This is a genomic window from uncultured Algibacter sp. (assembly GCF_947487575.1).
In the GTDB taxonomy this organism is placed as follows: Bacteria; Bacteroidota; Bacteroidia; order Flavobacteriales; family Flavobacteriaceae; genus Algibacter_B.
The window spans coordinates 47371-68902 of the sequence record NZ_CANKXG010000013.1; the positions used below are offsets into that span (position 1 = coordinate 47371).

Sequence of the window (21532 nt, forward strand, 5' to 3'; positions counted from 1 at the left end):
TTATATTTATAGTCTCTCTATTACCTCCTTGAAAATGTCTAAAAGTAGCATCCATTTTAATATATCAGAGCGTAAAATACTCTTGCGTATTTTTGATATTTTATCAATATTGTTTGTGCTATATTTTATTAGTAATACATTTGATTTTGATTATTTTACATTAACAAAAGATAAGTGGGCGTGGGCATTAGTCCTTATTCTTTACGTTTCTATATTCGGCACTGTTTTTGAATTGTATGATTTGCAAAAAGCAAGTAAAATTGAAAGGATAGCTACAGGAATTGTTTTTACCGTTTCTACAACCGTTTTATTCTATCTTTTAACACCATTTTTAACACCAGAGTTGCCTGATAATAGGCTGCAAATCCTTTTCTTTTATTTTGCAATTCTTATTGCTCTGTTTATTTGGAGAATGGCATATATAAGTTTTATTGTCTCTCCTAGATTCTATAAAAAAGTTTTAATTATTGGTGAAACATCAAACATTGAAACTATTGTTGACGCTTTTAAAAGCTCAGACCCTAATTATAAAATTGTTGGTTTTATTAATTGCGAAGTTGATAAAATTGCAGCTGTTAAGTATAATGCCATTCCTGAGTATGGTCCTAAACAGATTAGAGAGATTATAAAAAAGGAAAATTTATCTGAAATAGTTGTAGCTAGTTATAATTCAGAAAACATTACTTCTGAAATTTACTATACATTGATAAAATTACTTGAAGAAGGGTTTCCAATTAATGAATATACACAAGTATATGAGGGGATGACCCAGCGGGTACCAGTTCAGTTTGTTGGTAAAGATTTTTATAAATATTTTCCCTTTAGCAGAAGTAACCAGAATAAGCTATACTTGTTTTTTCATCGTGTTTTTGATGTTTTAATATCGTTAGTAGGAGTTATTATTGGAGTTGTATTATCACCAATTATTTTATTAGGTAACCTTATTGGTAATAGAGGGCCTTTATTCTATTCTCAAGATAGAATAGGTAAAAATGGTAAGGTTTTTAAGATTATTAAGTTTCGAACTATGATTAAGAATGCTGAGCAATCTGGTGCGGTTTGGGCAAAAAAAGGAGATGCAAGAGTAACACCTTTTGGTAAATTTTTAAGACATTCAAGATTAGATGAAATTCCTCAATTTATAAATATATTAAAAAGTGAAATGAGTTTGATTGGCCCTAGACCAGAACGGCCATTTTTTGTAAAAGAACTTTCAGGAATGCTTCCGTTTTATGAAACAAGGCATATTGTTAAACCTGGACTTACAGGTTGGGCACAGGTAAAAACAAGATATGCTGCCTCAATTGATGACAGTTTACTTAAACTGCAATATGATTTATATTATATTAAGCATAGGAGCTTTTTTCTAGATATGAATATCTTGATAAAGACTTTGAGTACTATTATCTTTTTTAGAGGGCAATAAAAATTTCGTAATCCAATTTACTGTTTGTTGAAATGTTTCACTAAAAAGATATACCTGAAAAATAAGGCGATAAGTAATGGGGTTAAACCAATAGCAAAAACTTGAACTCCTATTAACCAATGTAGTGTTAAAAGACAAAGAAAAATTATTAATAACTTAATATACTTTACAAACCAAGCACTTACCTCTTTTCTAAAAAATTGACCAATAACTAAAATATTAAGTGCAAAAGCCCAAAGCAGATTGTAGTTTTGGTGGGTTCCTGTATGATCTGTAGCAAACCATAACAATAATATAAATACACCTATTAAGCCTGTTATTGAAAAAAGTGCTATATCTAACCATTTGGTATGTTTTCCTTTTTTTGAGTCATTGTATGTAATGTAAATGATTAACAAACCGATGACTCCCAAGATAAAAAGTGGACTTAATAAAAATTGACTGGCTATAGGCGTTTCCTTTTTAGAATATATAGTTTGATTTAGTTTTACTAAAGGTTTTTTGCTGTCTCCAATCGTAGCATTTTCAAAAAAACTATATATGTTTTTAGGTAAAAACATATGGTTTTCGGGAGTTGCTTTTTTGTCAATTACCGAGCCAAGTGCTAAATCAATACCTAAACTTCCCCAAGAATTTCTATTCAAATTGTTTTGAATTAAAGTTCTGAACGTAGCATCTTTAAAATTATTTGGAGTATTAAAAGTGGTCGTATTGTTTGACGTAATATTAATTACATCTTTAATTTTTGTGGCACAATTATCATAAAAAAACTCGTATAAATAGCGTCTATTTTCAGGTTTATAATTGTTTATTAAATAATCATAAAGGTTTTGTTTTTGGGATTGTGATAAATTTAAAACTTGCTCTTTAATACTTCTATTGTAGTAGTTGTAAACTTGATAAAATCTCTTAAAATCAGTTTTATTTATAAGGTAATTAAGTTTTCCTTGCGCAAATTTTAGATAGAAATTTGGGGCGTCAAAATCGTATTCGCCATAACCATAAACCACATCTAGTCCGTTATTCGTATCTCTAATCCTAAAAGCACTATGGCCAAAAGCATCATTTAACGAATTCCCAGGGCCAACTGTGAGCACGCTAATCTCAGCTTGAGAAGTTAATTGGTTTTGTTGAGCAAAGGAGATGTCAACAAGAAAAAAAAGAAGTATAAAAAGTGTAAAATTGTGCTTCATTATCTAAATATACTAAAATCAAGCTTTAGTGAAAACACATTGGAATAGAGTGCACCACTTTGGTCTCCAATATCGGTAAACGCATAATCAATTTGAATACCGTTGTATTTAAAACCTAAGCCAAAACTAGGTTGAAATGTTAATTGTTCTTCGTCAAATTGTTCTTCGTTTTGAAAATTTCCAAGTCCCCCTCTTAAATATACCATATCAATATAACCAAATTCGAACCCTAATGCTGGATTTATACTGGCAAATGATGTTGAAATGAGATCGTTATTTTCTTCAAACCGAACATTTAAGTTAACCGATGTTAAGAGTGTATAATCAACATTAAAATCAACTAGCTTTGAAATTCCAATTTGTAATTTAGGAATAGTAATTTCAGTACTTTCTGGCAATTCTTGGTTCTGGCCTTCAACCGCATTACTAATAGTTGCAAACTCATCTTCATCAATGGCCCAGGCATTAAACGTAGTGGTTATATCTCTGGCCATAATACCAAACTTCCAATCATTATTGGTTTCAAACTGAATTCCAAGATCTAAACCAAAACCCCAAGAGGAAGCAAAATCACCAATAATTCTTCGGATAACTTTTGCATTTATTCCATAATTAAGACCATTTAGGGGTAATGCTCGAGCGTAAGAAAATGTTAAACCGTAATCTGCAGCAGAAAATAAACTGATTCTATCGTAATTAATATTGCCTTCTGCATCAATAAGTTGCGTGGTGTTTAATATGTCATCAACAGCAAAACGAATTAGCGAAATACCAACCGCACTTCTGTTATCTAAAGGCATTGCAAAAGCTGCATAATCATAATTAGCAATATTTGCGAAATAACTGGAATGCATCAAAGATAATTGGTTGTCTTCGAGTTTTAAAAGACCAGCAGGGTTCCAATACCCCGAATTTACGTCGGATGTGTGAGAGGTGACTGCACTACTCATTCCCAATGCAGCAGCATCCACACCAATATTCATAAACTCATTGGAGTATTTCCTAACAGTTTGACTAAATAAAGAAGCAGATAAAACACAAAATAATGTGGTGATGTAAAGTCTCAATCGCAATTTTTTTACAAAGATGCACATAATTTACATTCTTTAAAACTTCAAAATATAATAGATATTGCTTTAGACTCAATTTGTTTGTTATTTTTACAAAATTAAAATACATTAATATGAAAAAACATATACCTAATGCACTTACGCTTTTAAACTTATTATGCGGAAGTATAGCTGTGATTCTTGCAGTTAATAGTCATTTTGTTTCTGCAGCTTTATTTGTGTTTCTGGGTATATTTTTTGATTTTTTTGATGGTTTTGCAGCTAGAAAGCTAAATGTTCAAAGTGAATTGGGTTTGCAATTAGATTCGCTTGCAGATATGGTAACTAGCGGATTAGTTCCAGGTATTTTTATGTACAAACTTTTGAGTTTAACAGTGGATATGCCTGAAATATCAAATGATTGGGATTCTATCGTGGGATTTGAAGGATTCAAAATAGCAATTTTGCCATTAATGGGTTTACTAATAACTCTAGCTTCTGCTTATAGGCTAGCAAAGTTTAATATAGACGAAGATCAGCAAAGTTTCTTTAAAGGCTTGCCAACTCCTGCAAATACCTTATTAATTATTTCATTGCCTTTAATTATAGAATTTCAAAATAGTGATGCTATTAACACAATTATTCTAAATAAATGGTTTTTAATTGGGCTTACGCTTTTAAGCTGTTATTTGCTCAATTCAGGTATTAAGTTGTTTGCTTTAAAGTTTAAAGATTACAGCTTTAAAGGAAATGCAACCCGTTATATCTTTATTATTTTATGTTTAGTATTGCTTATAGTTTTACAATTTGCTGCAATACCAGCTATAATATTACTTTATATAATCATGTCTGTTTTAGATAATTTAACTTCAAAATAAATTTTTACTCATGTTAGAAAACATTTTTACCTTATTAATGTTAGTACTTTTACAAGCTGTTTTAGGGTTTGATAACCTCCTATATATTTCTTTAGAAAGTAAAAAGGCTCCTGATTCAGATCAAAAAAGAGTTCGAAAAGTTGGTATTCTTATAGCTATAGGCTTAAGAATTGCTTTGCTTTTTATTTTAGTTTCTGTTATTGGTTATTTTCAAACACCATTTTCTTGGTTAACAGGAGGTATTGATGATGTTTTGAAATTTGCATTTAACGGGCACAGTTTAATAGTTCTTGCTGGAGGCGGATTTATTATTTATACAGCGATTAAAGAAATTTGGCATATGATTTCTACAAAAGATTTAAGTCATGATGTTGAAGGAGATTCAAAACGAACTAAATCCCCGAATGCGGTTGTTACTAGTATTGTTATTATGAATTTGGTTTTTTCTTTTGATTCTATTTTAGCTGCTATTGGTCTTACTAGTTCTATTGAAAACTCAACAACAGCATTTATTATTATGGCAATAGCTATTGTATTTAGCGGTTTGTTAATGTTGGTGTTAGCAGATAAAATCTCTGTATTTCTGGCTAAAAACAGAATGTATGAAGTATTAGGGTTATTTATACTTTTTATTGTTGGAATTATGCTAGTAACCGAAGGTGGGCATTTAGCACATTTAAAAATATTTGGTAACGAGATTGTACCAATGAGTAAAACAACGTTCTATTTTGTTATTGTAGTTTTAGTGATTGTTGATGTGGTTCAAGGACGCTATCAGAAGAAGTTGTTGACTGAGCAGAATGTAAGTAAAAATTATAAAAAGTAATTTATTTTTTATATTTACAATTAAACATCTAATAACTTCATTAAAAATAAATAATAATGGCAGATGCAAAAATCACATGGATTCACCGTCTTAAAGAAGGTTATAAAATAGCAAAAAGGCCTATTGCATATATTATTATGTTTATAGCTGTACTATTGGAATCTCCTATTGTAGAATTTTTGAAAGATGAAGATAAGCGTGCTGTACAAGTAGTTATGCTGATTTTTTTATCTCTTATTTTGATGCAAATGATGTTTGAGATGTATGAGAAAATTATTAAAGAAGATAAAGGTTTGAATTTGATGGCTTCAGGTGAATTGCATAAAAAGATTGAATCAATCATTCAAAAAGAAAAAAGCGTTAATATAAAATATATTGGAGTTGCAGGTAGAAATGGTTGGAATAATGTATTATCAAAGCTTATTGATGAAAACAACCCAAATTCATTAGTTTCGAATAGAACCAAATTTACCATTGATGTAGGGTTATTGAATCCTGAAGTCCAAAAAGATAACTCAGGTATATATGAACGATTTGGAGAAGTAGAGAATATTTCTAACTCAATTAAAAATGCTTCAGGATATATTTCCGATGTTTCAATTTCTGGCTCAGAAATTAGATTGCATCACTATAGCCACATGCCTAATATGTTAGGTTTTTTAGTTAATGATAATTATTTGTTTGTAACATATGCTTTTTGGGAAAATTATCACGGTAAGATGACTATTCGAGGAGGTGGAACAGAATATTTTGAATATGATAAAAATGATGAATTTGGGGGGCAAGAAGTTATTAGGAGATTTAATGGTTGGTTTAGTTATATTTCTAAATCAACAAATGGCTTAGCTACTAATAATGATTATAAATCTGCACAAATTCAGGATGATTAGTAAAGGGATAAGAGGTGTGGTGTAATGTTTCTAGGAATTTATGTGAATTCTGCTTTTATATTAGTTATAAGCAATGTTAATTGTGAATAGTAAAAATAATAAAATATGCCTAAGGCTTCTAATCCCTAATCTTCTTTTTACGTAATTCGAAATTCTGTCCTAAATATACTTTTCGTACCATATCATCGGCTGCAAGTTCTTCAGGAACACCATGCTTTAAAATACCACCTTCAAACATTAAGTAAGTTCTGTCTGTGATAGCAAGTGTTTCTTGTACGTTATGATCGGTAATAAGAATGCCAATATTCTTTTTAGTAAGTTGCGCTACAATACGCTGAATATCCTCAACAGCAACAGGGTCTACACCTGCAAAAGGCTCATCTAATAGAATAAAATTAGGGTCGGTAGCTAAGGCACGCGCAATTTCTGTTCTACGGCGCTCTCCACCAGATAATAAATCGCCACGACTTTTACGAATATGCCCTAAGCTAAACTCTTCAATAAGCGATTCCATTTTCATGTTTTGCTCTTTTTTACTCAATTTTGTAAGTTGGAGTACACTTAGAATATTATCTTCTATACTGAGTTTTCTAAAAACAGAAGCTTCTTGTGCTAAGTAGCCAATACCGTTTTGTGCACGTTTGTACATAGGGTATTTGGTAATTTCGGTATTATCAAGAAAAATATGACCACCATTGGGCTTAATTAAGCCTACTATCATGTAGAAAGAGGTTGTTTTACCAGCACCGTTTGGTCCTAATAATCCAACAATTTCCCCTTGATTTACTTCAAGAGAAACACCTTTTACTACTTTTCGTCCGCTGTAGGACTTCATTAAATTTTCTGCTCTTAGAATCATGGGTGCAATTACGGAAATTTTAATTAATTGTGGAAATTGTTACTGTGGTATAACGCTTTATTAACCTTTTTAATTGTTAAATAGACTTGATTTTAGAGTTAGTGCTAATTTATGATAGGTTTTTAGTTGGCGGATATGTGCGTTAGGGATTGAACGGCATGTTTGAAATCCCCGACGAAGGAGGGATTGAGTAGTGAAAGCCCGACCATTTATAATCCTTTAAGGTTTTTAGAAACCTTAAAGGATTATAAATGGTAACGCCCAAAATTAATTTGTAAAATAATATTAGGCTCGTTTTTCTTTTTTCTTTTGATTTCTGATGACGATTTTAGAAATATAAATACTTACTTGGTATAAAATTATAATGGGGATGGCTACTATAACTTGACTTGTAATATCTGGAGGTGTTATAATTGCTGATAAAATTAATACAATAACAAGGGCGTATTTTCTGTATTTTCTTAAAATTTCTGGGGTTACTAAACCAATTTTTGTTAAGAAATAGATGATGATAGGTAGTTCGAAAATTAATCCTGATGCTAGTGCGGATGAGCGCACTAATGCAATGTATGAACTGATATCTATTTGATTATCTACTCTTGTAGAAATACTATAATTGGCTAAAAAGTTTAAAGATAATGGGGTTATAATATAGTAGCCGAAAAGCACACCAATAAAGAATAGCATAGATGAAATTATTATAAAACCGCGAGAATGTTTACGCTCATTACTGTGTAAACCTGGACTAATAAATTTCCATAACTGATAAATTACGTAAGGAAAAGAGATGATGAAACCACCTAAAATGGCTGTCCAGATATCTGCTGAGAATTGACCTGCCATGGTTCGGTTTTGTAAAATCATTGGCATTTCTTCGGCACAAAATGTGGTGTCTACACCAATTAATTTTGCGGTTTGGCAGAGTATGTTATAGGTTGGGAAACCCATATTTAGCGGGGCGAAAATAATTTGATCAAACACAAAACGGCTGAAAATAAAAACTAATGTAGCTACAATAATAACTGCAGTTATTATTCGAATTAAGTGCCAGCGTAAATCTTCAAGATGGTCTAAAAAAGACATCTCATTAATATTTTTTTTAGCCATTATATAATGCCTTCTTTTATTAAATCGTGTAAATGTACAATACCTGCATATTTACCATTTTCTTCAACTAATAACTGAGAAATTTCGTTTGTTTCCATAACCTCTAATGCATCAATAGCCATTGCTTCAGCCTCTATGCGTCTTGGATTTTTACCCATAATGTCTTTTGCTGTTAAGCCAGAAAAACTATCCACTTTGGTTAACATTCTACGTAAATCACCATCGGTAATAATACCAACAATAACATCATTTTCTACAACTGCAGTAACCCCAAGCATTTTCTCTGTGATTTCTACAATAATATCTTTAATATTTGTTGTAGGCGTTACTTTTGGTTTTTCGTTTACTGAAGATATATCTTTAACACGTAAATATAATTTTTTTCCTAAGGCGCCACCTGGGTGATATTTAGCAAAATCGTTGCTGGAAAAACCTCTTAACTCTAACAAGCAAACCGCAAGAGCATCTCCAATAACAAGTTGGGCTGTTGTACTTGTTGTTGGCGCCAAGTTATTTGGGCAAGCTTCTTTTTCAACATAAGTGTTTAAAACATAATCTGCATGTTGTCCTATAAAGGACTCTATGTTTCCTGTTATGGCAATCATTTTATTTTTTGCGCTTTTTATAAGCGGAACAAGTACTTTTACCTCTGGGGTGTTTCCGCTTTTTGATAAAAAAATGACAACATCATCTTTAAGAATAAGTCCTAAATCACCATGAATAGCATCTGCAGCATGCATGAAAATAGCGGGTGTTCCAGTAGAATTTAGAGTAGATACAATTTTGTTTGCAATAATGGCACTTTTACCAATACCAGTAATTATAACACGCCCTTTTGAGTTGTAAATGAGTTGGGTAGCCTCTGCAAAATCGTCTGTAATTAAACTCGATAAGTTTAAAATGGCTTTGCTTTCCATTTCGATAGTATGCCTTGCAGTATCAATAATAGAACTTTTGTTTTTCAAAATTTGTTATTTTTGAGTTGATGTTTAAAGATTTTGTTATCTTTAGTGTTAATCAAATTGAAATTTGTTGTAATTTGAAAATTAGTTACAAAACTAACGAAAAAAATATGAGGGTTCTCTAAATGCTTTATGAAATTAACTAATCATAATTTCTGCTCTCTTAGAGATATAATCAAAAAATAATTTTATACAATTCATGTCAATATCAAAAAGTGACTTGCATGCTGCTTTAAAAAAATATTTTGGATTTAGTAAATTCAAAGGACTTCAAGAAAGTGTTATAGAAAGTTTATTAGCAGGAAAACATACATTTGTAATAATGCCAACAGGCGGGGGTAAATCATTATGTTACCAATTACCAGCATTAATGGAAGAAGGTACAGCCATTGTGGTTTCTCCACTTATAGCGTTAATGAAAAACCAAGTGGACGCTATAAGGGGCGTTTCAAAAGAAAATGGTGTGGCACATGTGCTAAACTCTTCTCTAAATAAAACCGAGATAAAGCAAGTTAAGGAGGATATAGTAAACGGTATTACAAAATTACTATATGTAGCTCCAGAGTCGCTTACTAAAGAAGAGAATGTTGAGTTTTTAAGAACCGTGAAAATATCGTTCATGGCCATTGATGAGGCGCATTGTATAAGTGAATGGGGACATGATTTTAGGCCAGAATATAGAAACCTACGTCATATTATAAAAAGGATAGGAGATAATATACCAATTATTGGGCTAACAGCTACAGCAACACCGAAAGTACAAGAAGATATAATTAAGAATTTAGGTATAGGTGATGCAACTACTTTTAAAGCCTCATTTAACAGACCTAACTTATATTATGAAGTGAGACCAAAAACAAAAAATGTAGATGTCGACATTATTCGTTTCATAAAACAGAATGATGGAAAATCAGGCATAGTTTATTGTTTAAGTAGAAAACGTGTTGAAGAGTTAGCACAGGTACTTCAAGTAAATGGAATAAATGCGGTGCCTTATCATGCAGGATTAGATGCTAAAACGCGCTCTAGTCATCAAGATAAATTTTTAATGGAAGATGTAGATGTGGTGGTAGCAACTATTGCATTTGGTATGGGAATAGATAAACCCGATGTGCGTTTTGTAATTCATCATGATATTCCTAAAAGTATAGAAAGCTATTACCAAGAGACCGGACGTGCAGGACGAGATGGAGGTGAGGGCCATTGTTTAGCATACTATGCCTATAAAGACATCGAAAAGCTAGAAAAATTTATGTCTGGTAAGCCTGTTGCAGAACAAGAAATAGGGCAAGCATTACTTCAAGAAGTTGTCGCTTTCGCGGAAACATCTATTTCTAGAAGAAAATTTATCCTGCATTATTTTGGTGAAGCGTTTGATACTGAAACTGGTGAAGGTGGCGATATGGATGATAATGTGCGGCATCCGAAAAAGAGAGTAGAAGCAAAAGATGAGGTGAAAATACTTCTTGAAACTATAGATAATACTAACGAAAAATACAAATCCAAAGACTTAGTTAATGTTTTAATAGGGAAAGAAAATGCTTTAATAAACTCCCATAAAACAAACGAACAACCCTTTTTTGGAAACGGAAAACAAAAAGACAATAAATACTGGATGGCCTTGTTAAGGCAAGTACTAGTGGCAGGTTTTCTTAAAAAAGATATTGAAACTTATGGTATCATAAAACTGCAAGATGCAGGTAAAGAATTCATTAAAAAACCACAGTCTTTCATGATGACAGAGGATCATATATTTGAAGGCGAACAAGAAGATGGTACTATTATTACCGCTGAAAAAGGAACTGGAGCAGTCGCAGACCCAATTTTAATGGGTATGTTAAAAGATTTAAGGAAAAGAAGTGCAAAAAAACTAGGTGTCCCACCTTTTGTTATTTTTCAAGACCCTTCCTTAGAAGATATGGCGTTAAAGTATCCAGTTAATTTATCAGAATTATCTAATGTTCATGGTGTTGGCGAGGGTAAAGCTAAAAAATATGGTAAAGATTTTGTTGCACTTATAGAAAAGTATGTTCAAGAAAACGATATTGTTCGTCCAGACGATTTAGTTGTAAAATCAACAGGTAGTAATTCAGCAAATAAACTATATATCATCCAAAATGTAGATAGAAAATTACCGTTAGATGATATTGCTTCTTCCAAAGGAATGTCTATGCCAGATTTTATAAAAGAGATGGAAGTTATTGTATATTCTGGCACTAAGTTAAATATTGATTATTGGCTTAACGATATTTTAGATGAGGATCAACAAGAAGAAATCCATGATTATTTTATGGAATCTGAAACAGATGATATTGATGAAGCTATTGATGAGTTTGATGGCGATTATGATGATGAAGAACTTCGATTATATCGTATAAAGTTTATTAGTGAAGTTGCTAACTAAGTTTTAAATATTCTAGCTTTACCATAAGAATCAGGCTTTTCGCTATATCTTTTGTTTCTATCATTCCTGCGTAGGCAGAAATTCATTTATTAAGTTATTGGTATACCTATCTTATTTTGTTTATTAATTAAAACACAAGGATGCTGTTGCTCTTAAACGTGATTATTTGCTAAATTTTATGCTATATTTAAGAAGTGATTACTTGCTTTATTATATCAAAGTTTATTCTTCATTTAATCTATAAATAGCTTCTGCAAACTTTAATCCTAAATCTAAGAAACCATCATTGTCATAATGCCAAGTGTCAGAATATTTGTAGTATCTAGTATGCCTTACAATTTCAGCATTTTTATCTGTACGTGCATATTTCTCTTGAGCATATTGAACCAATTCTCCATATTTATAAACCTTACTATCAGTACTATCCCATGAATCTGATATTTTACCGATAACTACAGGTATATCATTCTTAAAGAGCGCTGCACGAATTAAACTCATTAAGCGATTTAAATTGTCATAATATCGATTGGCAACTTTTTCTGAAAAAGCAGCATCGCTTTCACCTTGCATCCACAATATTCCAGAAGGAATTAAATAATCTTCAATACCATTATTATCAATATCAATATCATTAAATGCATTTTTTATTGTACTTAAAAAATGGTCATATTGGTTTATTCCCTTAGCACCCTTATAATCAGGATCCCAAGAACCAAATTGTCTAGCAGCTAAACTGTCAATAGATGTTCCAGATCTAGAATATTTGATTATAGCAATTTTCTCATTTGGATAGTATTCCTGAAGTTTTTTTGAAAAAGACATTTCTATACCAAATCGTTCAGATAAATTATTTTTCTTCCCATCATAAGAAAAACCATATCCATGTCCTGGTTTGAGTTTACTCCATTTTCCTAATCCACCGTTTTTGGTGTTGTCGGGTGCAGGGTTGCCATGAAAAATCCATACATTTTTAAAATTAACGTTAATAGAATCTGGTAATTCAGAATTCATACCAAAACCATCCATATTTGATTGACCACCTAAATAGAAAAGTCTAATTGAATCTTTTTCTATTTTTTGACTAAAAGTAACCAAAGGAAAAAGTAATATGGTAAATATTAATATTATTCGATTCATAATTATTTAATTACCAGTATTTTGAGAATAGTAAATTGTTTTACTATTTGTGTTAGATGTTGCATAAATTATCATTTTTTTGATAGAGCCAATTAAATGGTAAATTAAAATATTCAATCTATAGTGTCTTAAAAACAACCTCTTGCTTTTTAACACTCAAAGTTAAAGATGTAATCTTTTTTTTATCAAACTTAGCTACATCTTTCTTTTCAATTTGGAAATCTATTCTGGTAATGTGTCTTTTAGAAGCATTAGAGTGGTTTGATTCAAACTCATCCATATCCGAGTTTAATGTTAAATCAAAATTATGTCCCTTTAAGACAAGTTTTGCGCCTTTGTTGGTTTTAATTTTAAAACTCCCTACAATTATAGTAATTGCATAATAGTAGCCTCCAAGTTCGGAAGTTCTTCCAAATAAAACATTTTGTTCAGAAATAGCAAAAGCCTCTTCATCAATAGATTTAATAATATCATCTATTTGATTCTCAACTTGAGTTTGTTTCATACTTTGTTTATCACCAAATACAGCACGAATTTTATTTAAACCAAATTTCATCTTATAATCGTTTTTGTAAAACTAGAATTAAAATTATAATGCGCAAAACTATAATAGTAAATTATGTTATTGTATTTATTCTCATAAAAGGACACATGTTACGTGCATTTTAGGATTTTGCTTAAGTATTAACTTTTAGTTATGTATGTTTCATATATTTGCACCTTCAAATAAAAATAGAACAATGCAAGACGGATTATACGCAAAATTTAATACAACAAAAGGAGAAATTCTTGTTGCTTTAGAGTACAAAAAAACACCAGGGACTGTGGGGAATTTTGTTGCTTTAGCAGAAGGAAATTTAGAAAACAAAGTAAAACCTCAAGGCACGCCATATTATAATGGTTTAAAATTTCATAGAGTTATTCCGGATTTTATGGTTCAAGGAGGATGCCCGCAAGGTTCAGGGTCAGGAAATCCTGGATATCAGTTTGATGATGAGTTTCATCCAGAATTAAAACATGATGGCCCAGGAGTTTTATCTATGGCAAATGCAGGACCAGGAACAAATGGAAGTCAGTTTTTTATAACGCACGTTGAAACTGCTTGGTTAGATAATAAACATACCGTTTTTGGAAAGGTAGAACATGGACAAGAGGTTGTAGATGCTATTGCACAAGGAGATATTATTGAAACTCTAGAAATTGTTCGTGTAGGTGCTGATGCAGAGGCCTATAACGCTATTGAAGCATTCAGAACATTTGAAGGTTCAAGAGAAAAAAGATTAGCAGAAATTAAAGCTGTAGCAGAAGCAGAATTAGATAAGTTAGCAACTGGTTTTGATAAAACAGATAGCGGTTTACGTTATCAAATTATTCAAGAAGGTAATGGGGTAAAAGCAGAAAAGGGACAAACTGTTTCTGTTCACTATAAAGGACAATTATCTGATGGTACTGTTTTTGATTCTTCATACAAACGTAACGAACCTATCGATTTTCCTTTAGGTGTTGGCCAAGTTATTCCAGGTTGGGATGAAGGTATAAGCTTATTAAAAGTAGGCGATAAGGCACGTTTAGTGATTCCAAGTCATTTAGGCTACGGAAGTGCTGGTGCAGGTGGTGTTATTCCGCCAGATGCTACACTTGTTTTTGATGTAGAGTTAATGGATGTGAAATAATAGTTTTTAAATATATTTAAAAAGCACTCTGAATAGAGTGCTTTTTTTGTAATATCCAGTAGTATAGCATTTAATTAATTTGTTGGTCGAATTTGTTTTAGTAATTGGTCTGGTAAATTATTTTTGCGTGATGATTAGTGTTAGGGATGCATATTTGAATTCAGAAATATTGCTAAAAGAACTTAATTATTCTTTTGGAGGTATCTTTATTTTTGATGGTTTTATAGTCTCTGAAATATAAAAATTGGTGTTAATTTTAATTGGAGAGGACACGCTAGTCAAATAGTGTAAGATTTCGCCTGCTTTTTAAGAACAGATGGAAGCGATAATTTACATATCTAATCGTGTTAATTTTTATGCGGTAGGGGCTATGGATTGGTTTAAATTCTTTAAAAATAGTTAGTTTCTAAAAGGGTTATTACGTGGTTTCAGATAGACCAAGCGCAAAACTTAATTCAATGGTACATAGCTAGTTTTTTAATCATAAAATAAAAAACTTTAATTCACTTTACTCTGTAATTAATTGGGCTAAAAAAGGAACTTCCGAGGTTGCTTAATTGTAAATAATACTTATTTTAGAGGTTCATTTAAAAAATTAAACCTCGTGAATCTTGCAGAACTAGAACAACTAAAATACCCTATTGGACAGTTTGATTGTCCTCATGATATTTCCAAACAACATATTGAAGACTGGATAATAACTTTAGAGCAATTTCCAATTCGTTTTGAGGCACTTGTAAAACATCTTACTAAAGAACAGTTAGATACACCTTACAGACCCGGTGGATGGACAATTAGGCAAACGGTTCATCATGTTTCCGATAGTCATCATCATAGTTACACGCGTTTTAAATGGGCATTAACAGAAGATAAACCCCTTATAAAAGCATATAATGAGGCAGATTGGGCAGAATTAAGCGATAGTAAAACGGCACCAATACAAATGTCAATAGAGCATTTAAAAGCCATTCATTATAAATTAGTAAACCTTTTAAAATCTTTATCGACAGATGATTTAAAGAAGAGCTTTATTCACCCTGAAACCAATAGTGAAGTATTGCTAAGTTATAATGTAGGTAATTATGCCTGGCACAGTAATCATCATTATGCACACATTGAAAACGTAATGAAACGTAAAGGTTGGTTGTAGATGATAAGGCCATTTCATATTAAAGATACTGAGGAATTACTTGATATTTATAATTATTACGTTTTAAATACAGTAATTACATTTGATATAAAACCTCTAACTTTAATCATTTTTCAAGAAAAATTAACGAGGATTGATAAAGATTTTCCTTTTTTAATTTTTGAAGAAAATGATGAGATATTAGGATATACTTATGGAAGTAAATGGCGACCAAAACCAGCATATAATCAAACAGTTGAAACTACTGTTTATATTAAAAACGGATATGGAGGTAAGCAAATTGGATCAAAACTGTACAAAGCACTTTTGGACATACTAAAAAGCCAAAATTATCATGTAGTATTAGGCGGATTAACATTGCCTAATGAGGCAAGCGTAAAATTACATGAGAAATTTGGTTTTGAACAAGTGTCTCATTTTAAAGAGGTAGGGAGAAAATTTGATACTTGGTTAGATGTTGGTTTTTGGCAATTAAAACTAAATTAGTTCTTCCATTTAATATTACAGCCAATACTAGGTTTTTGTGACTCTGTATTTTCTTCTTCATTTATTAAACAATCTAAAGCATATCTTAAATCTTTGCCTGATAGTGAGATACCATTTCCAGGTCTAGAATCGTCTAGTTGTCCTCTGTAGGAAAGTTTTAAATCATTATTAAAAACATAAAAATCAGGTGTGCAAGCTGCATCATAAGCTTTTGCTGTATCTTGTGTTTCATCATATAAGTAAGGAAAAGGATAACCCTCATTCAAAGCGTGTACTTTCATTTTTTCTGGTGAATCTTGCGGGTAATTTACAGCATCATTACTAGAAATAGCAATAAAACTTATACCTTTTTCCGCATAAGCGTTTGCCATATTAACCAACTCTGAATTTACATGAATAACAAAAGGGCAGTGGTTACATATAAACATGATAACTGTTCCACGTTCACCTCTAAGGGTATTTAAGCTTAAAGCTGTATTAGAAACTGTATCTAAAAGAGAAAAATCTGGAGCTACTGTTCCTAAAGGAAGCATATTTGATGGTGTTCTTGCCATAATTATAAGTTTCTTCAAAGTTCGTTAAAATTTGTATTTTTAAAAAATGAATACCACTATTACTTTCGATGACTTTACTAAAGTTGATTTACACATAGGAACTATTCTAGAGGTAAATGATTTTCCTGAAGCTAGAAACCCAGCCTATCAGCTTGCTATAGATTTTGGGGATTTGGGAATTAAAAAATCTTCTGCTCAAATAACTACACTTTATAAAAAAGAAGATTTATTGAATAGACAAATTGTTGCGGTGGTAAACTTTCCAAAAAAACAAATTGCTAAATTTATGAGCGAATGTTTAGTGTTGGGGGCTGTTAATGGTAAGGATGTAATACTTTTAAACCCTGAGAGTAAGGTTAAAAATGGAACATCTGTAAATTAATTTATGTAAAAGAGTCTTTTACTTTTATTATCAAAAAATGAGATAAAAAAAACCGCAACTTAAAATTGCGGTTTTTCTATTTAGTGCTTTTTGAAGATTAAATATCATCAAAATCAATATCTGTAAAATTTTCAGTTTTTTCAGTTTTTAAATCTGCTTCAGTAACTCGAGAGCCATCATCTTCATATTCTTTTTTGAAATCTTTTTGATGACGTTCACTTATTACTTCATCTCCTTTTTCGTTAATAATATAATCGGTCATTTCTGCTAAAATCTCCTTAAATTCAGAAAAGTCTTCTTTATAAATATATATTTTATGCTTTTTGTAATGAAAAGACCCATCGTCGTTAGTGAATTTTTTACTTTCCGTTATAGTTAAGTAATAATCTTCAGCTTTTGTAGCTCTTACATCAAAAAAATAGGTTCTTCTACCTGCTCTTAATACTTTCGAGAAAATTTCCTCTTGCTCCATCTTACCGTTGTACATAATTTATTTATCTAATTATAATATCAAAAATCTAAAAAAAAACTAAATAAACCAATAAATTTTAAATTTTCTTTTTATAACATTCTATTTTATTGCATTTAATTTAAAAAAATCTACTTTTTTTGTTATTCTAATTGGAAGTTGTTTCACTTAATTGTTTCAAATAAAGGTGCTTATAATAGCCATCTAAATTTATTAGGCTTTCATGCGTTCCTTCTTGAACAATTTTTCCATTGTCTAAAACAATTATTTTATCTGCATTTTTGGCTGAAGACACTCTATGACTGACAATAATGGCTGTTTTTTCTTTTGAAATCTTACTGAGGTTTTTTAATATTTTCTCTTCAGTTTCTGTATCCACAGCCGATAAGCAATCGTCTAACAATAATATTTTAGGTGCTTTAATAATAGCCCTGGCAATTGAAACACGTTGTTTTTGTCCGCCAGAAAGTGTAATACCACGTTCTCCTAAAACAGTGTCATAACCTTTATTAAATTTAATGATGTTTTTATGCACTTGTGCATTTTTGGCAGCTTCTATAACATCATCCTCAGTTGCATCTTGCTTTCCAAATTTAATATTGGTTTTTATGGTATCAGAAAACAGAAAAGCATCTTGTGGTACGTAGCCAATACTATTTCGCAAATCATTAAGGTTTAGCCTGTTAATTTCAGTGCTATTAATTTTAATTGAACCCTTATCAATATCGTAAAGCCTTCCAACTAAATCTAAAATAGTAGATTTTCCTGACCCAGTTTTTCCCAGAATAGCAAGAGTTTCACCTTCATTAATTTGGAAACTTACATTTTTAAGGGCTATAATATTGGTATCATGATAAGTAAAGGATACATTTTTGAAAACAATATCGCCTGTAATTTCAGTATGATTATTTACATTGTTTTTAATTTCAGGTTCAATTTTTAAAAACTCATTAATTCGTTTTTGTGATGCTTCGGCTTGTTGTACAATTGAAGTTACCCAACCTACCGTAGCTACAGGCCATGTTAGCATGTTTACGTAAATAATAAATTCTGCTATAGTACCAATACTCTCAATTTCGCCATTTATGTATTGCATGCCACCAATGTAGATAACCAATAAGTTACTTGTGCCTATAAGTAATATCATCATCGGGAAAAACCATGCCTGAATTTTAGTTAGATTAATTTGTTTTTCTTTACTCTCTGCGGCAAGCGATTTAAAATTTGCTGAGGTTTGTGGCTCAATTCCGTAAGCTTTAATTACAGAAATACCGCTAAAGGATTCTTGAGTAAAAGTCGAAAGTTTCGATAAATACTCTTGAACAATAGTACTTCGTTTATGGATTTCTTTACTTAATTTATAAATAATAACAGATAAAATAGGCAGCGGTACAATGGTGTATAGCGTCAATTTTGGCGAGGCATTTATCATGTAAATAATTACTATCACAAAAAGAGCAAGTGTGTTAATGCTGTACATTAAGGCTGGTCCACCGTACATTCTAACTCTTGTTACATCTTCTGTAATACGGTTCATTAAATCACCTGTTCTATTTTGTTTGTAGAACCTTAATGAGAGCTTTTGGTATTGGGCATAAATTTCGTTTTTTAAATCGTATTCAATATAACGAGACACATTTATGATGGTTTGCCTCATAAAAAAAGTAAGAATAGCAGCAATTACTGCAGCACCAATAATATAGAGAATGGCTTCTAATAAATCTGCCCTAAAGGTGCTTTCGTCTATAGATTTCTCAAAATACCGCTCTATCGCTACAAATATTTTTTTTACATAACGTGGCGTATACAGTAAAAACAAACGTGCCACTACAGTAATGATAGAACCAATAATTAGATGTGTTCTATATTTAAAAAAGTATTTATTGAGGTGCCTTAATTCTTTCATTTACCTAGATAGGAATAGGATAGCAAATATAACGTAATAATGCTAAATTACTTAGTTTATGGGTTAAGCTAATTGTTAAATTAAGCTTAAAGATTTATCTGATAATTAAATGATGAATAACTCTTGTTTTTTTAAATATAGTGTTATTTTTGCGGCACTAAAAACAATGAAATTATTTCATCTTTTTAATTAAAGTTCTTTGTAATGATGCTAAATAGAAGACATATACGTGTAAAAGTCATGCAAACGTTATACGCCTTTAAAGGTAGTGAGAGTGACGATTTTAGTAAAGACCAAAAGTTTTTACTCTTTAGTATTGATAATATGTACAATTTGTATTTGTTATTAATGTCTTTATTAATTGAAGTTCAAAAACGAGCAGAAAGCGATTTACAAAAGAAACAGAAAAAACATCTTGCCACAAAAGAAGATAAAGACCCAAATAGAAAGTTTGTTAACAACCAGTTATTAAAACTTTTAAAAGATAATTTTTCTTTAAAAGAACAATTAGAAGCCAACAAAATTACCAATTGGGAGCTAGATGGTGAATACATAGATATTATTTTTAAGGATATTATATCTAGCGATTTATACAAAGAGTATATGAAGACTAGAGTGTCTGATTTTAAAGAAGATAAGGACTTTATAGTCGATGTTTTTAAAGATATTATGGCTCCCAACGATAAGCTTTATGATTATATGGAAGATAAAAACCTAACTTGGTTAGATGACCTTCCTACGGTTAATACCACTATTCTAAAATTACTTAGAAAAGTTAAAGAGTCATCAACGGAGCATTATTTTACACCCAAACTTTATAAAGATGTAGAAGACCAACAATTTGCTATAGATTTATTTAAGAAAACACTTTTAAACAACGCAACAATTAAAGCAGAGATAGGTAAGAGAACTAAAAACTGGGATTCCGATCGTATTGCAACTGTTGATTATGTATTGCTACAAATGGCTATTTGCGAGTTAAATAACTTTCCTTCAATTCCTGTAAAAGTAACTATTAATGAGTATTTAGAAATATCAAAAGAATATTCTACGCCAAAAAGCAGCATTTTTATTAATGGTATTTTAGATAAGTTGGTTAAGGAGTATGAAGCCGCAGGTGAGTTAAATAAAATAGGGCGTGGGCTTATGTAATCACTATTTATATACGAAAATGTGTTAAGAAGAATACAAAAGTTTTTAATCGATTAAATAATTACTATTTTTACACATCTAAAAAAATTTAAAATAATCTATCATGAAGAAAATAATTTTAGGACTTAGTGCAATGTGTTTAGTTGCTTTTACCTCTTGTAAAGAGAAAGCTAGTCAAAAAATTGATGAAAGTAACATTGCTGCTGCTGCAGAAAGAGATGCGGTTGCATCAAAATTTCCAGTAATAGAATTTGATAAAAAAGAACACGATTTTGGTGAAATTGAAGCAAAAACAGCAGTAGAAACTACTTTTAATTACACTAATAAAGGTGATGCGCCTTTAGTAATTACAAATATTAAAAGTTCTTGTGGTTGTACTGTTCCTCAAGATTGGAGTAGAGAGCCTCTTTTGCCTGGTGATTCAGGTAAGTTTTCTGTTAAATTTAATGGAAGTGGTGCAAATAAAATCACTAAAACAATAACTGTTACTGCTAATACTGAAAAAGGTTCTGAGGTTGTGAAAATTACAGCATTTGTAAAACCTGATCCTAATAAAGCTAAACCAGTACCAGGGCAAACTAAATAAATTATAAAATGGGAGAAGGTATTGGGCAATTTATGCCATTTATTTTAATGTTCGTAGTTGTGTATTTCTTTATGATTGCACCACAAATGAAACGTGCAAAAAAAGAAAAGAAATTTGCAGCCGAATTAAAACGTGGTGATAAAGTAATTACTAAAAGTGGTTTACACGGTAAAGTTTCTGACTTAAATGATAAAGACAACAGTTGTGTTATCGAAACTATGGCTGGAAAACTAAAGTTTGATAGATCTGCAATTTCTATGGAAATGAGTTCTAAACTTAATGCATCTGCTGTAGTTAAAAAATAAAACTATAACTAAAATACAATAAAAAAGCTTCCTTTTGGAAGTTTTTTTTGGTGTTAACACAAGGATAAGGGGGTATTGAGGCTTGTCCTTACTGCTGTTATGGGTGTCATACTTTCTTAATAAGGCTGTGAACTATCC

General features: G+C 31.0%; 22 protein-coding genes. 12 read left to right on the plus strand and 10 right to left on the minus strand.

Annotated elements, in window-relative coordinates; translation table 11 throughout:
- The first annotated feature begins 34 nt into the window (after positions 1-34).
- Positions 35-1426 (plus strand): sugar transferase, encoded by a 1392-nt coding sequence (locus Q0870_RS13920; RefSeq protein WP_298556327.1) that lies wholly within the window; start codon positions 35-37, stop codon positions 1424-1426.
- 17 nt (positions 1427-1443) lie between these two features.
- Here the strand turns inward: Q0870_RS13920 and Q0870_RS13925 are convergent, their stop codons facing one another.
- A complete protein-coding gene (locus Q0870_RS13925; protein ID WP_298556328.1) occupies positions 1444-2619 on the minus strand; it encodes a DUF4105 domain-containing protein in 1176 nt (391 codons plus the stop codon).
- Positions 2619-3602, minus strand: coding sequence for a PorV/PorQ family protein (locus Q0870_RS13930; RefSeq protein WP_298556436.1), 984 nt, complete (start codon positions 3600-3602; stop codon positions 2619-2621). Before Q0870_RS13930 ends, Q0870_RS13925 begins: the two co-directional genes overlap by 1 nt.
- Before the next feature lie 200 nt (positions 3603-3802).
- Here Q0870_RS13930 and Q0870_RS13935 point away from each other — a divergent pair, with 200 nt between their 5' ends.
- The 3 genes from Q0870_RS13935 to Q0870_RS13945 are packed head-to-tail and all read left to right on the plus strand — an operon-like array spanning position 3803 to position 6262.
- Positions 3803-4546: a CDP-alcohol phosphatidyltransferase family protein gene (locus Q0870_RS13935; RefSeq protein ID WP_298556329.1), complete on the plus strand. Its 744-nt coding sequence runs from the start codon at positions 3803-3805 to the stop codon at positions 4544-4546.
- 10 nt (positions 4547-4556) lie between these two features.
- Positions 4557-5372 (plus strand): tellurium resistance protein TerC, encoded by an 816-nt coding sequence (locus tag Q0870_RS13940; RefSeq protein WP_298556330.1) that lies wholly within the window; start codon positions 4557-4559, stop codon positions 5370-5372.
- 56 nt (positions 5373-5428) lie between these two features.
- Entirely contained in the window at positions 5429-6262 is an 834-nt protein-coding gene (locus Q0870_RS13945; protein WP_298556332.1) for a hypothetical protein, read from the plus strand.
- A 118-nt stretch (positions 6263-6380) separates the two neighbouring features.
- Here the strand turns inward: Q0870_RS13945 and lptB are convergent, their stop codons facing one another.
- The 3 genes from lptB to Q0870_RS13960 all read right to left on the minus strand — a co-directional run bounded on the left by lptB (position 6381) and on the right by Q0870_RS13960 (position 9193).
- The gene (gene lptB / locus Q0870_RS13950; RefSeq protein WP_298556333.1) at positions 6381-7121 is read right to left on the minus strand and encodes an LPS export ABC transporter ATP-binding protein; all 741 of its coding nucleotides are present in this window, start codon (positions 7119-7121) and stop codon (positions 6381-6383) included.
- 285 nt (positions 7122-7406) lie between these two features.
- Positions 7407-8228, minus strand: a complete 822-nt coding sequence (gene tatC, locus Q0870_RS13955) for a twin-arginine translocase subunit TatC (RefSeq protein WP_298556334.1) — start codon at positions 8226-8228, stop codon at positions 7407-7409.
- Positions 8228-9193: a KpsF/GutQ family sugar-phosphate isomerase gene (locus Q0870_RS13960; protein ID WP_298556335.1), complete on the minus strand. Its 966-nt coding sequence runs from the start codon at positions 9191-9193 to the stop codon at positions 8228-8230. The genes tatC and Q0870_RS13960 overlap by 1 nt, the downstream gene beginning before the upstream one ends.
- A gap of 196 nt (positions 9194-9389) precedes the next feature.
- Between Q0870_RS13960 and Q0870_RS13965 the strand changes: the two genes are divergently transcribed.
- Positions 9390-11594, plus strand: a complete 2205-nt coding sequence (locus tag Q0870_RS13965; RefSeq protein ID WP_298556337.1) for an ATP-dependent DNA helicase RecQ — start codon at positions 9390-9392, stop codon at positions 11592-11594.
- Between the two features lie 222 nt (positions 11595-11816).
- On the opposite strand, the gene Q0870_RS13970 is transcribed toward Q0870_RS13965, so the two are convergent.
- Complete coding sequence (locus Q0870_RS13970; RefSeq protein ID WP_298556338.1) at positions 11817-12731, minus strand: sialate O-acetylesterase; 915 nt, start codon at positions 12729-12731, stop codon at positions 11817-11819.
- A 118-nt stretch (positions 12732-12849) separates the two neighbouring features.
- Positions 12850-13287 carry a hypothetical protein gene (locus Q0870_RS13975; protein WP_298556339.1) on the minus strand — a complete coding sequence of 146 codons (438 nt, stop codon included), beginning with the start codon at positions 13285-13287 and terminating at the stop codon, positions 12850-12852.
- 184 nt (positions 13288-13471) lie between these two features.
- Here Q0870_RS13975 and Q0870_RS13980 point away from each other — a divergent pair, with 184 nt between their 5' ends.
- From Q0870_RS13980 to Q0870_RS13990, 3 genes are all read left to right on the plus strand, one after another.
- Positions 13472-14404 carry a peptidylprolyl isomerase gene (locus Q0870_RS13980; RefSeq protein WP_298556438.1) on the plus strand — a complete coding sequence of 311 codons (933 nt, stop codon included), beginning with the start codon at positions 13472-13474 and terminating at the stop codon, positions 14402-14404.
- A gap of 604 nt (positions 14405-15008) precedes the next feature.
- A complete protein-coding gene (locus tag Q0870_RS13985) occupies positions 15009-15554 on the plus strand; it encodes a YfiT family bacillithiol transferase (RefSeq protein WP_298556340.1) in 546 nt (181 codons plus the stop codon).
- On the plus strand, positions 15555-16040 hold the full coding sequence (locus Q0870_RS13990; RefSeq protein WP_298556342.1) for a GNAT family N-acetyltransferase: 486 nt from the start codon (positions 15555-15557) through the stop codon (positions 16038-16040). It abuts the gene before it with no gap.
- Here the strand turns inward: Q0870_RS13990 and Q0870_RS13995 are convergent.
- The gene (locus tag Q0870_RS13995) at positions 16037-16594 is read right to left on the minus strand and encodes a thioredoxin family protein (RefSeq protein ID WP_298556439.1); all 558 of its coding nucleotides are present in this window, start codon (positions 16592-16594) and stop codon (positions 16037-16039) included. The genes Q0870_RS13990 and Q0870_RS13995 overlap by 4 nt on opposite strands.
- Positions 16595-16640: 46 nt before the next feature.
- On the opposite strand from Q0870_RS13995, the gene Q0870_RS14000 reads away from it, so the two are divergent.
- A complete protein-coding gene (locus tag Q0870_RS14000; protein ID WP_298556344.1) occupies positions 16641-16976 on the plus strand; it encodes a tRNA-binding protein in 336 nt (111 codons plus the stop codon).
- Between the two features lie 97 nt (positions 16977-17073).
- On the opposite strand, the gene Q0870_RS14005 is transcribed toward Q0870_RS14000, so the two are convergent.
- Together Q0870_RS14005 and Q0870_RS14010 are read right to left on the minus strand one after the other, a co-directional pair.
- Positions 17074-17463, minus strand: coding sequence for a PUR family DNA/RNA-binding protein (locus tag Q0870_RS14005; protein WP_298556346.1), 390 nt, complete (start codon positions 17461-17463; stop codon positions 17074-17076).
- A 130-nt stretch (positions 17464-17593) separates the two neighbouring features.
- Positions 17594-19351 carry an ABC transporter ATP-binding protein gene (locus Q0870_RS14010; RefSeq protein ID WP_298556347.1) on the minus strand — a complete coding sequence of 586 codons (1758 nt, stop codon included), beginning with the start codon at positions 19349-19351 and terminating at the stop codon, positions 17594-17596.
- A gap of 204 nt (positions 19352-19555) precedes the next feature.
- On the opposite strand from Q0870_RS14010, the gene nusB reads away from it, so the two are divergent.
- The 3 genes from nusB to yajC all read left to right on the plus strand — a co-directional run bounded on the left by nusB (position 19556) and on the right by yajC (position 21394).
- Positions 19556-20503 carry a transcription antitermination factor NusB gene (nusB, locus tag Q0870_RS14015; protein ID WP_298556349.1) on the plus strand — a complete coding sequence of 316 codons (948 nt, stop codon included), beginning with the start codon at positions 19556-19558 and terminating at the stop codon, positions 20501-20503.
- A 103-nt stretch (positions 20504-20606) separates the two neighbouring features.
- Positions 20607-21089 carry a DUF1573 domain-containing protein gene (locus Q0870_RS14020; protein WP_298556350.1) on the plus strand — a complete coding sequence of 161 codons (483 nt, stop codon included), beginning with the start codon at positions 20607-20609 and terminating at the stop codon, positions 21087-21089.
- A gap of 8 nt (positions 21090-21097) precedes the next feature.
- Positions 21098-21394, plus strand: coding sequence for a preprotein translocase subunit YajC (gene yajC / locus Q0870_RS14025; protein ID WP_298556351.1), 297 nt, complete (start codon positions 21098-21100; stop codon positions 21392-21394).
- The last annotated feature ends 138 nt before the right edge of the window (positions 21395-21532 follow it).

What these genes read in the sequence shown, in the direction of transcription:
- Q0870_RS13920 (WP_298556327.1), top strand. Translation starts at nt 35, where the DNA reads ATGTCTAAAAGTAGCATCCATTTTAATATATCAGAGCGTAAAATACTC.
- Q0870_RS13965 (WP_298556337.1), top strand. Translation starts at nt 9,390, where the DNA reads ATGTCAATATCAAAAAGTGACTTGCATGCTGCTTTAAAAAAATATTTT.
- Q0870_RS14020 (WP_298556350.1), top strand. Translation starts at nt 20,607, where the DNA reads ATGAAGAAAATAATTTTAGGACTTAGTGCAATGTGTTTAGTTGCTTTT.
- Q0870_RS13975 (WP_298556339.1), bottom strand. Translation starts at nt 13,287, where the DNA reads ATGAAATTTGGTTTAAATAAAATTCGTGCTGTATTTGGTGATAAACAA.
- Q0870_RS13930 (WP_298556436.1), bottom strand. Translation starts at nt 3,602, where the DNA reads ATGAATATTGGTGTGGATGCTGCTGCATTGGGAATGAGTAGTGCAGTC.
- Q0870_RS14000 (WP_298556344.1), top strand. Translation starts at nt 16,641, where the DNA reads ATGAATACCACTATTACTTTCGATGACTTTACTAAAGTTGATTTACAC.
- nusB (WP_298556349.1), top strand. Translation starts at nt 19,556, where the DNA reads ATGATGCTAAATAGAAGACATATACGTGTAAAAGTCATGCAAACGTTA.
- tatC (WP_298556334.1), bottom strand. Translation starts at nt 8,228, where the DNA reads ATGGCTAAAAAAAATATTAATGAGATGTCTTTTTTAGACCATCTTGAA.
- Q0870_RS13970 (WP_298556338.1), bottom strand. Translation starts at nt 12,731, where the DNA reads ATGAATCGAATAATATTAATATTTACCATATTACTTTTTCCTTTGGTT.
- Q0870_RS14005 (WP_298556346.1), bottom strand. Translation starts at nt 17,463, where the DNA reads ATGTACAACGGTAAGATGGAGCAAGAGGAAATTTTCTCGAAAGTATTA.
- Q0870_RS13940 (WP_298556330.1), top strand. Translation starts at nt 4,557, where the DNA reads ATGTTAGAAAACATTTTTACCTTATTAATGTTAGTACTTTTACAAGCT.
- Q0870_RS13935 (WP_298556329.1), top strand. Translation starts at nt 3,803, where the DNA reads ATGAAAAAACATATACCTAATGCACTTACGCTTTTAAACTTATTATGC.
- Q0870_RS13925 (WP_298556328.1), bottom strand. Translation starts at nt 2,619, where the DNA reads ATGAAGCACAATTTTACACTTTTTATACTTCTTTTTTTTCTTGTTGAC.
- Q0870_RS13945 (WP_298556332.1), top strand. Translation starts at nt 5,429, where the DNA reads ATGGCAGATGCAAAAATCACATGGATTCACCGTCTTAAAGAAGGTTAT.
- Q0870_RS13990 (WP_298556342.1), top strand. Translation starts at nt 15,555, where the DNA reads ATGATAAGGCCATTTCATATTAAAGATACTGAGGAATTACTTGATATT.
- Q0870_RS14010 (WP_298556347.1), bottom strand. Translation starts at nt 19,351, where the DNA reads ATGAAAGAATTAAGGCACCTCAATAAATACTTTTTTAAATATAGAACA.
- lptB (WP_298556333.1), bottom strand. Translation starts at nt 7,121, where the DNA reads ATGATTCTAAGAGCAGAAAATTTAATGAAGTCCTACAGCGGACGAAAA.
- Q0870_RS13995 (WP_298556439.1), bottom strand. Translation starts at nt 16,594, where the DNA reads ATGGCAAGAACACCATCAAATATGCTTCCTTTAGGAACAGTAGCTCCA.
- yajC (WP_298556351.1), top strand. Translation starts at nt 21,098, where the DNA reads ATGGGAGAAGGTATTGGGCAATTTATGCCATTTATTTTAATGTTCGTA.
- Q0870_RS13980 (WP_298556438.1), top strand. Translation starts at nt 13,472, where the DNA reads ATGCAAGACGGATTATACGCAAAATTTAATACAACAAAAGGAGAAATT.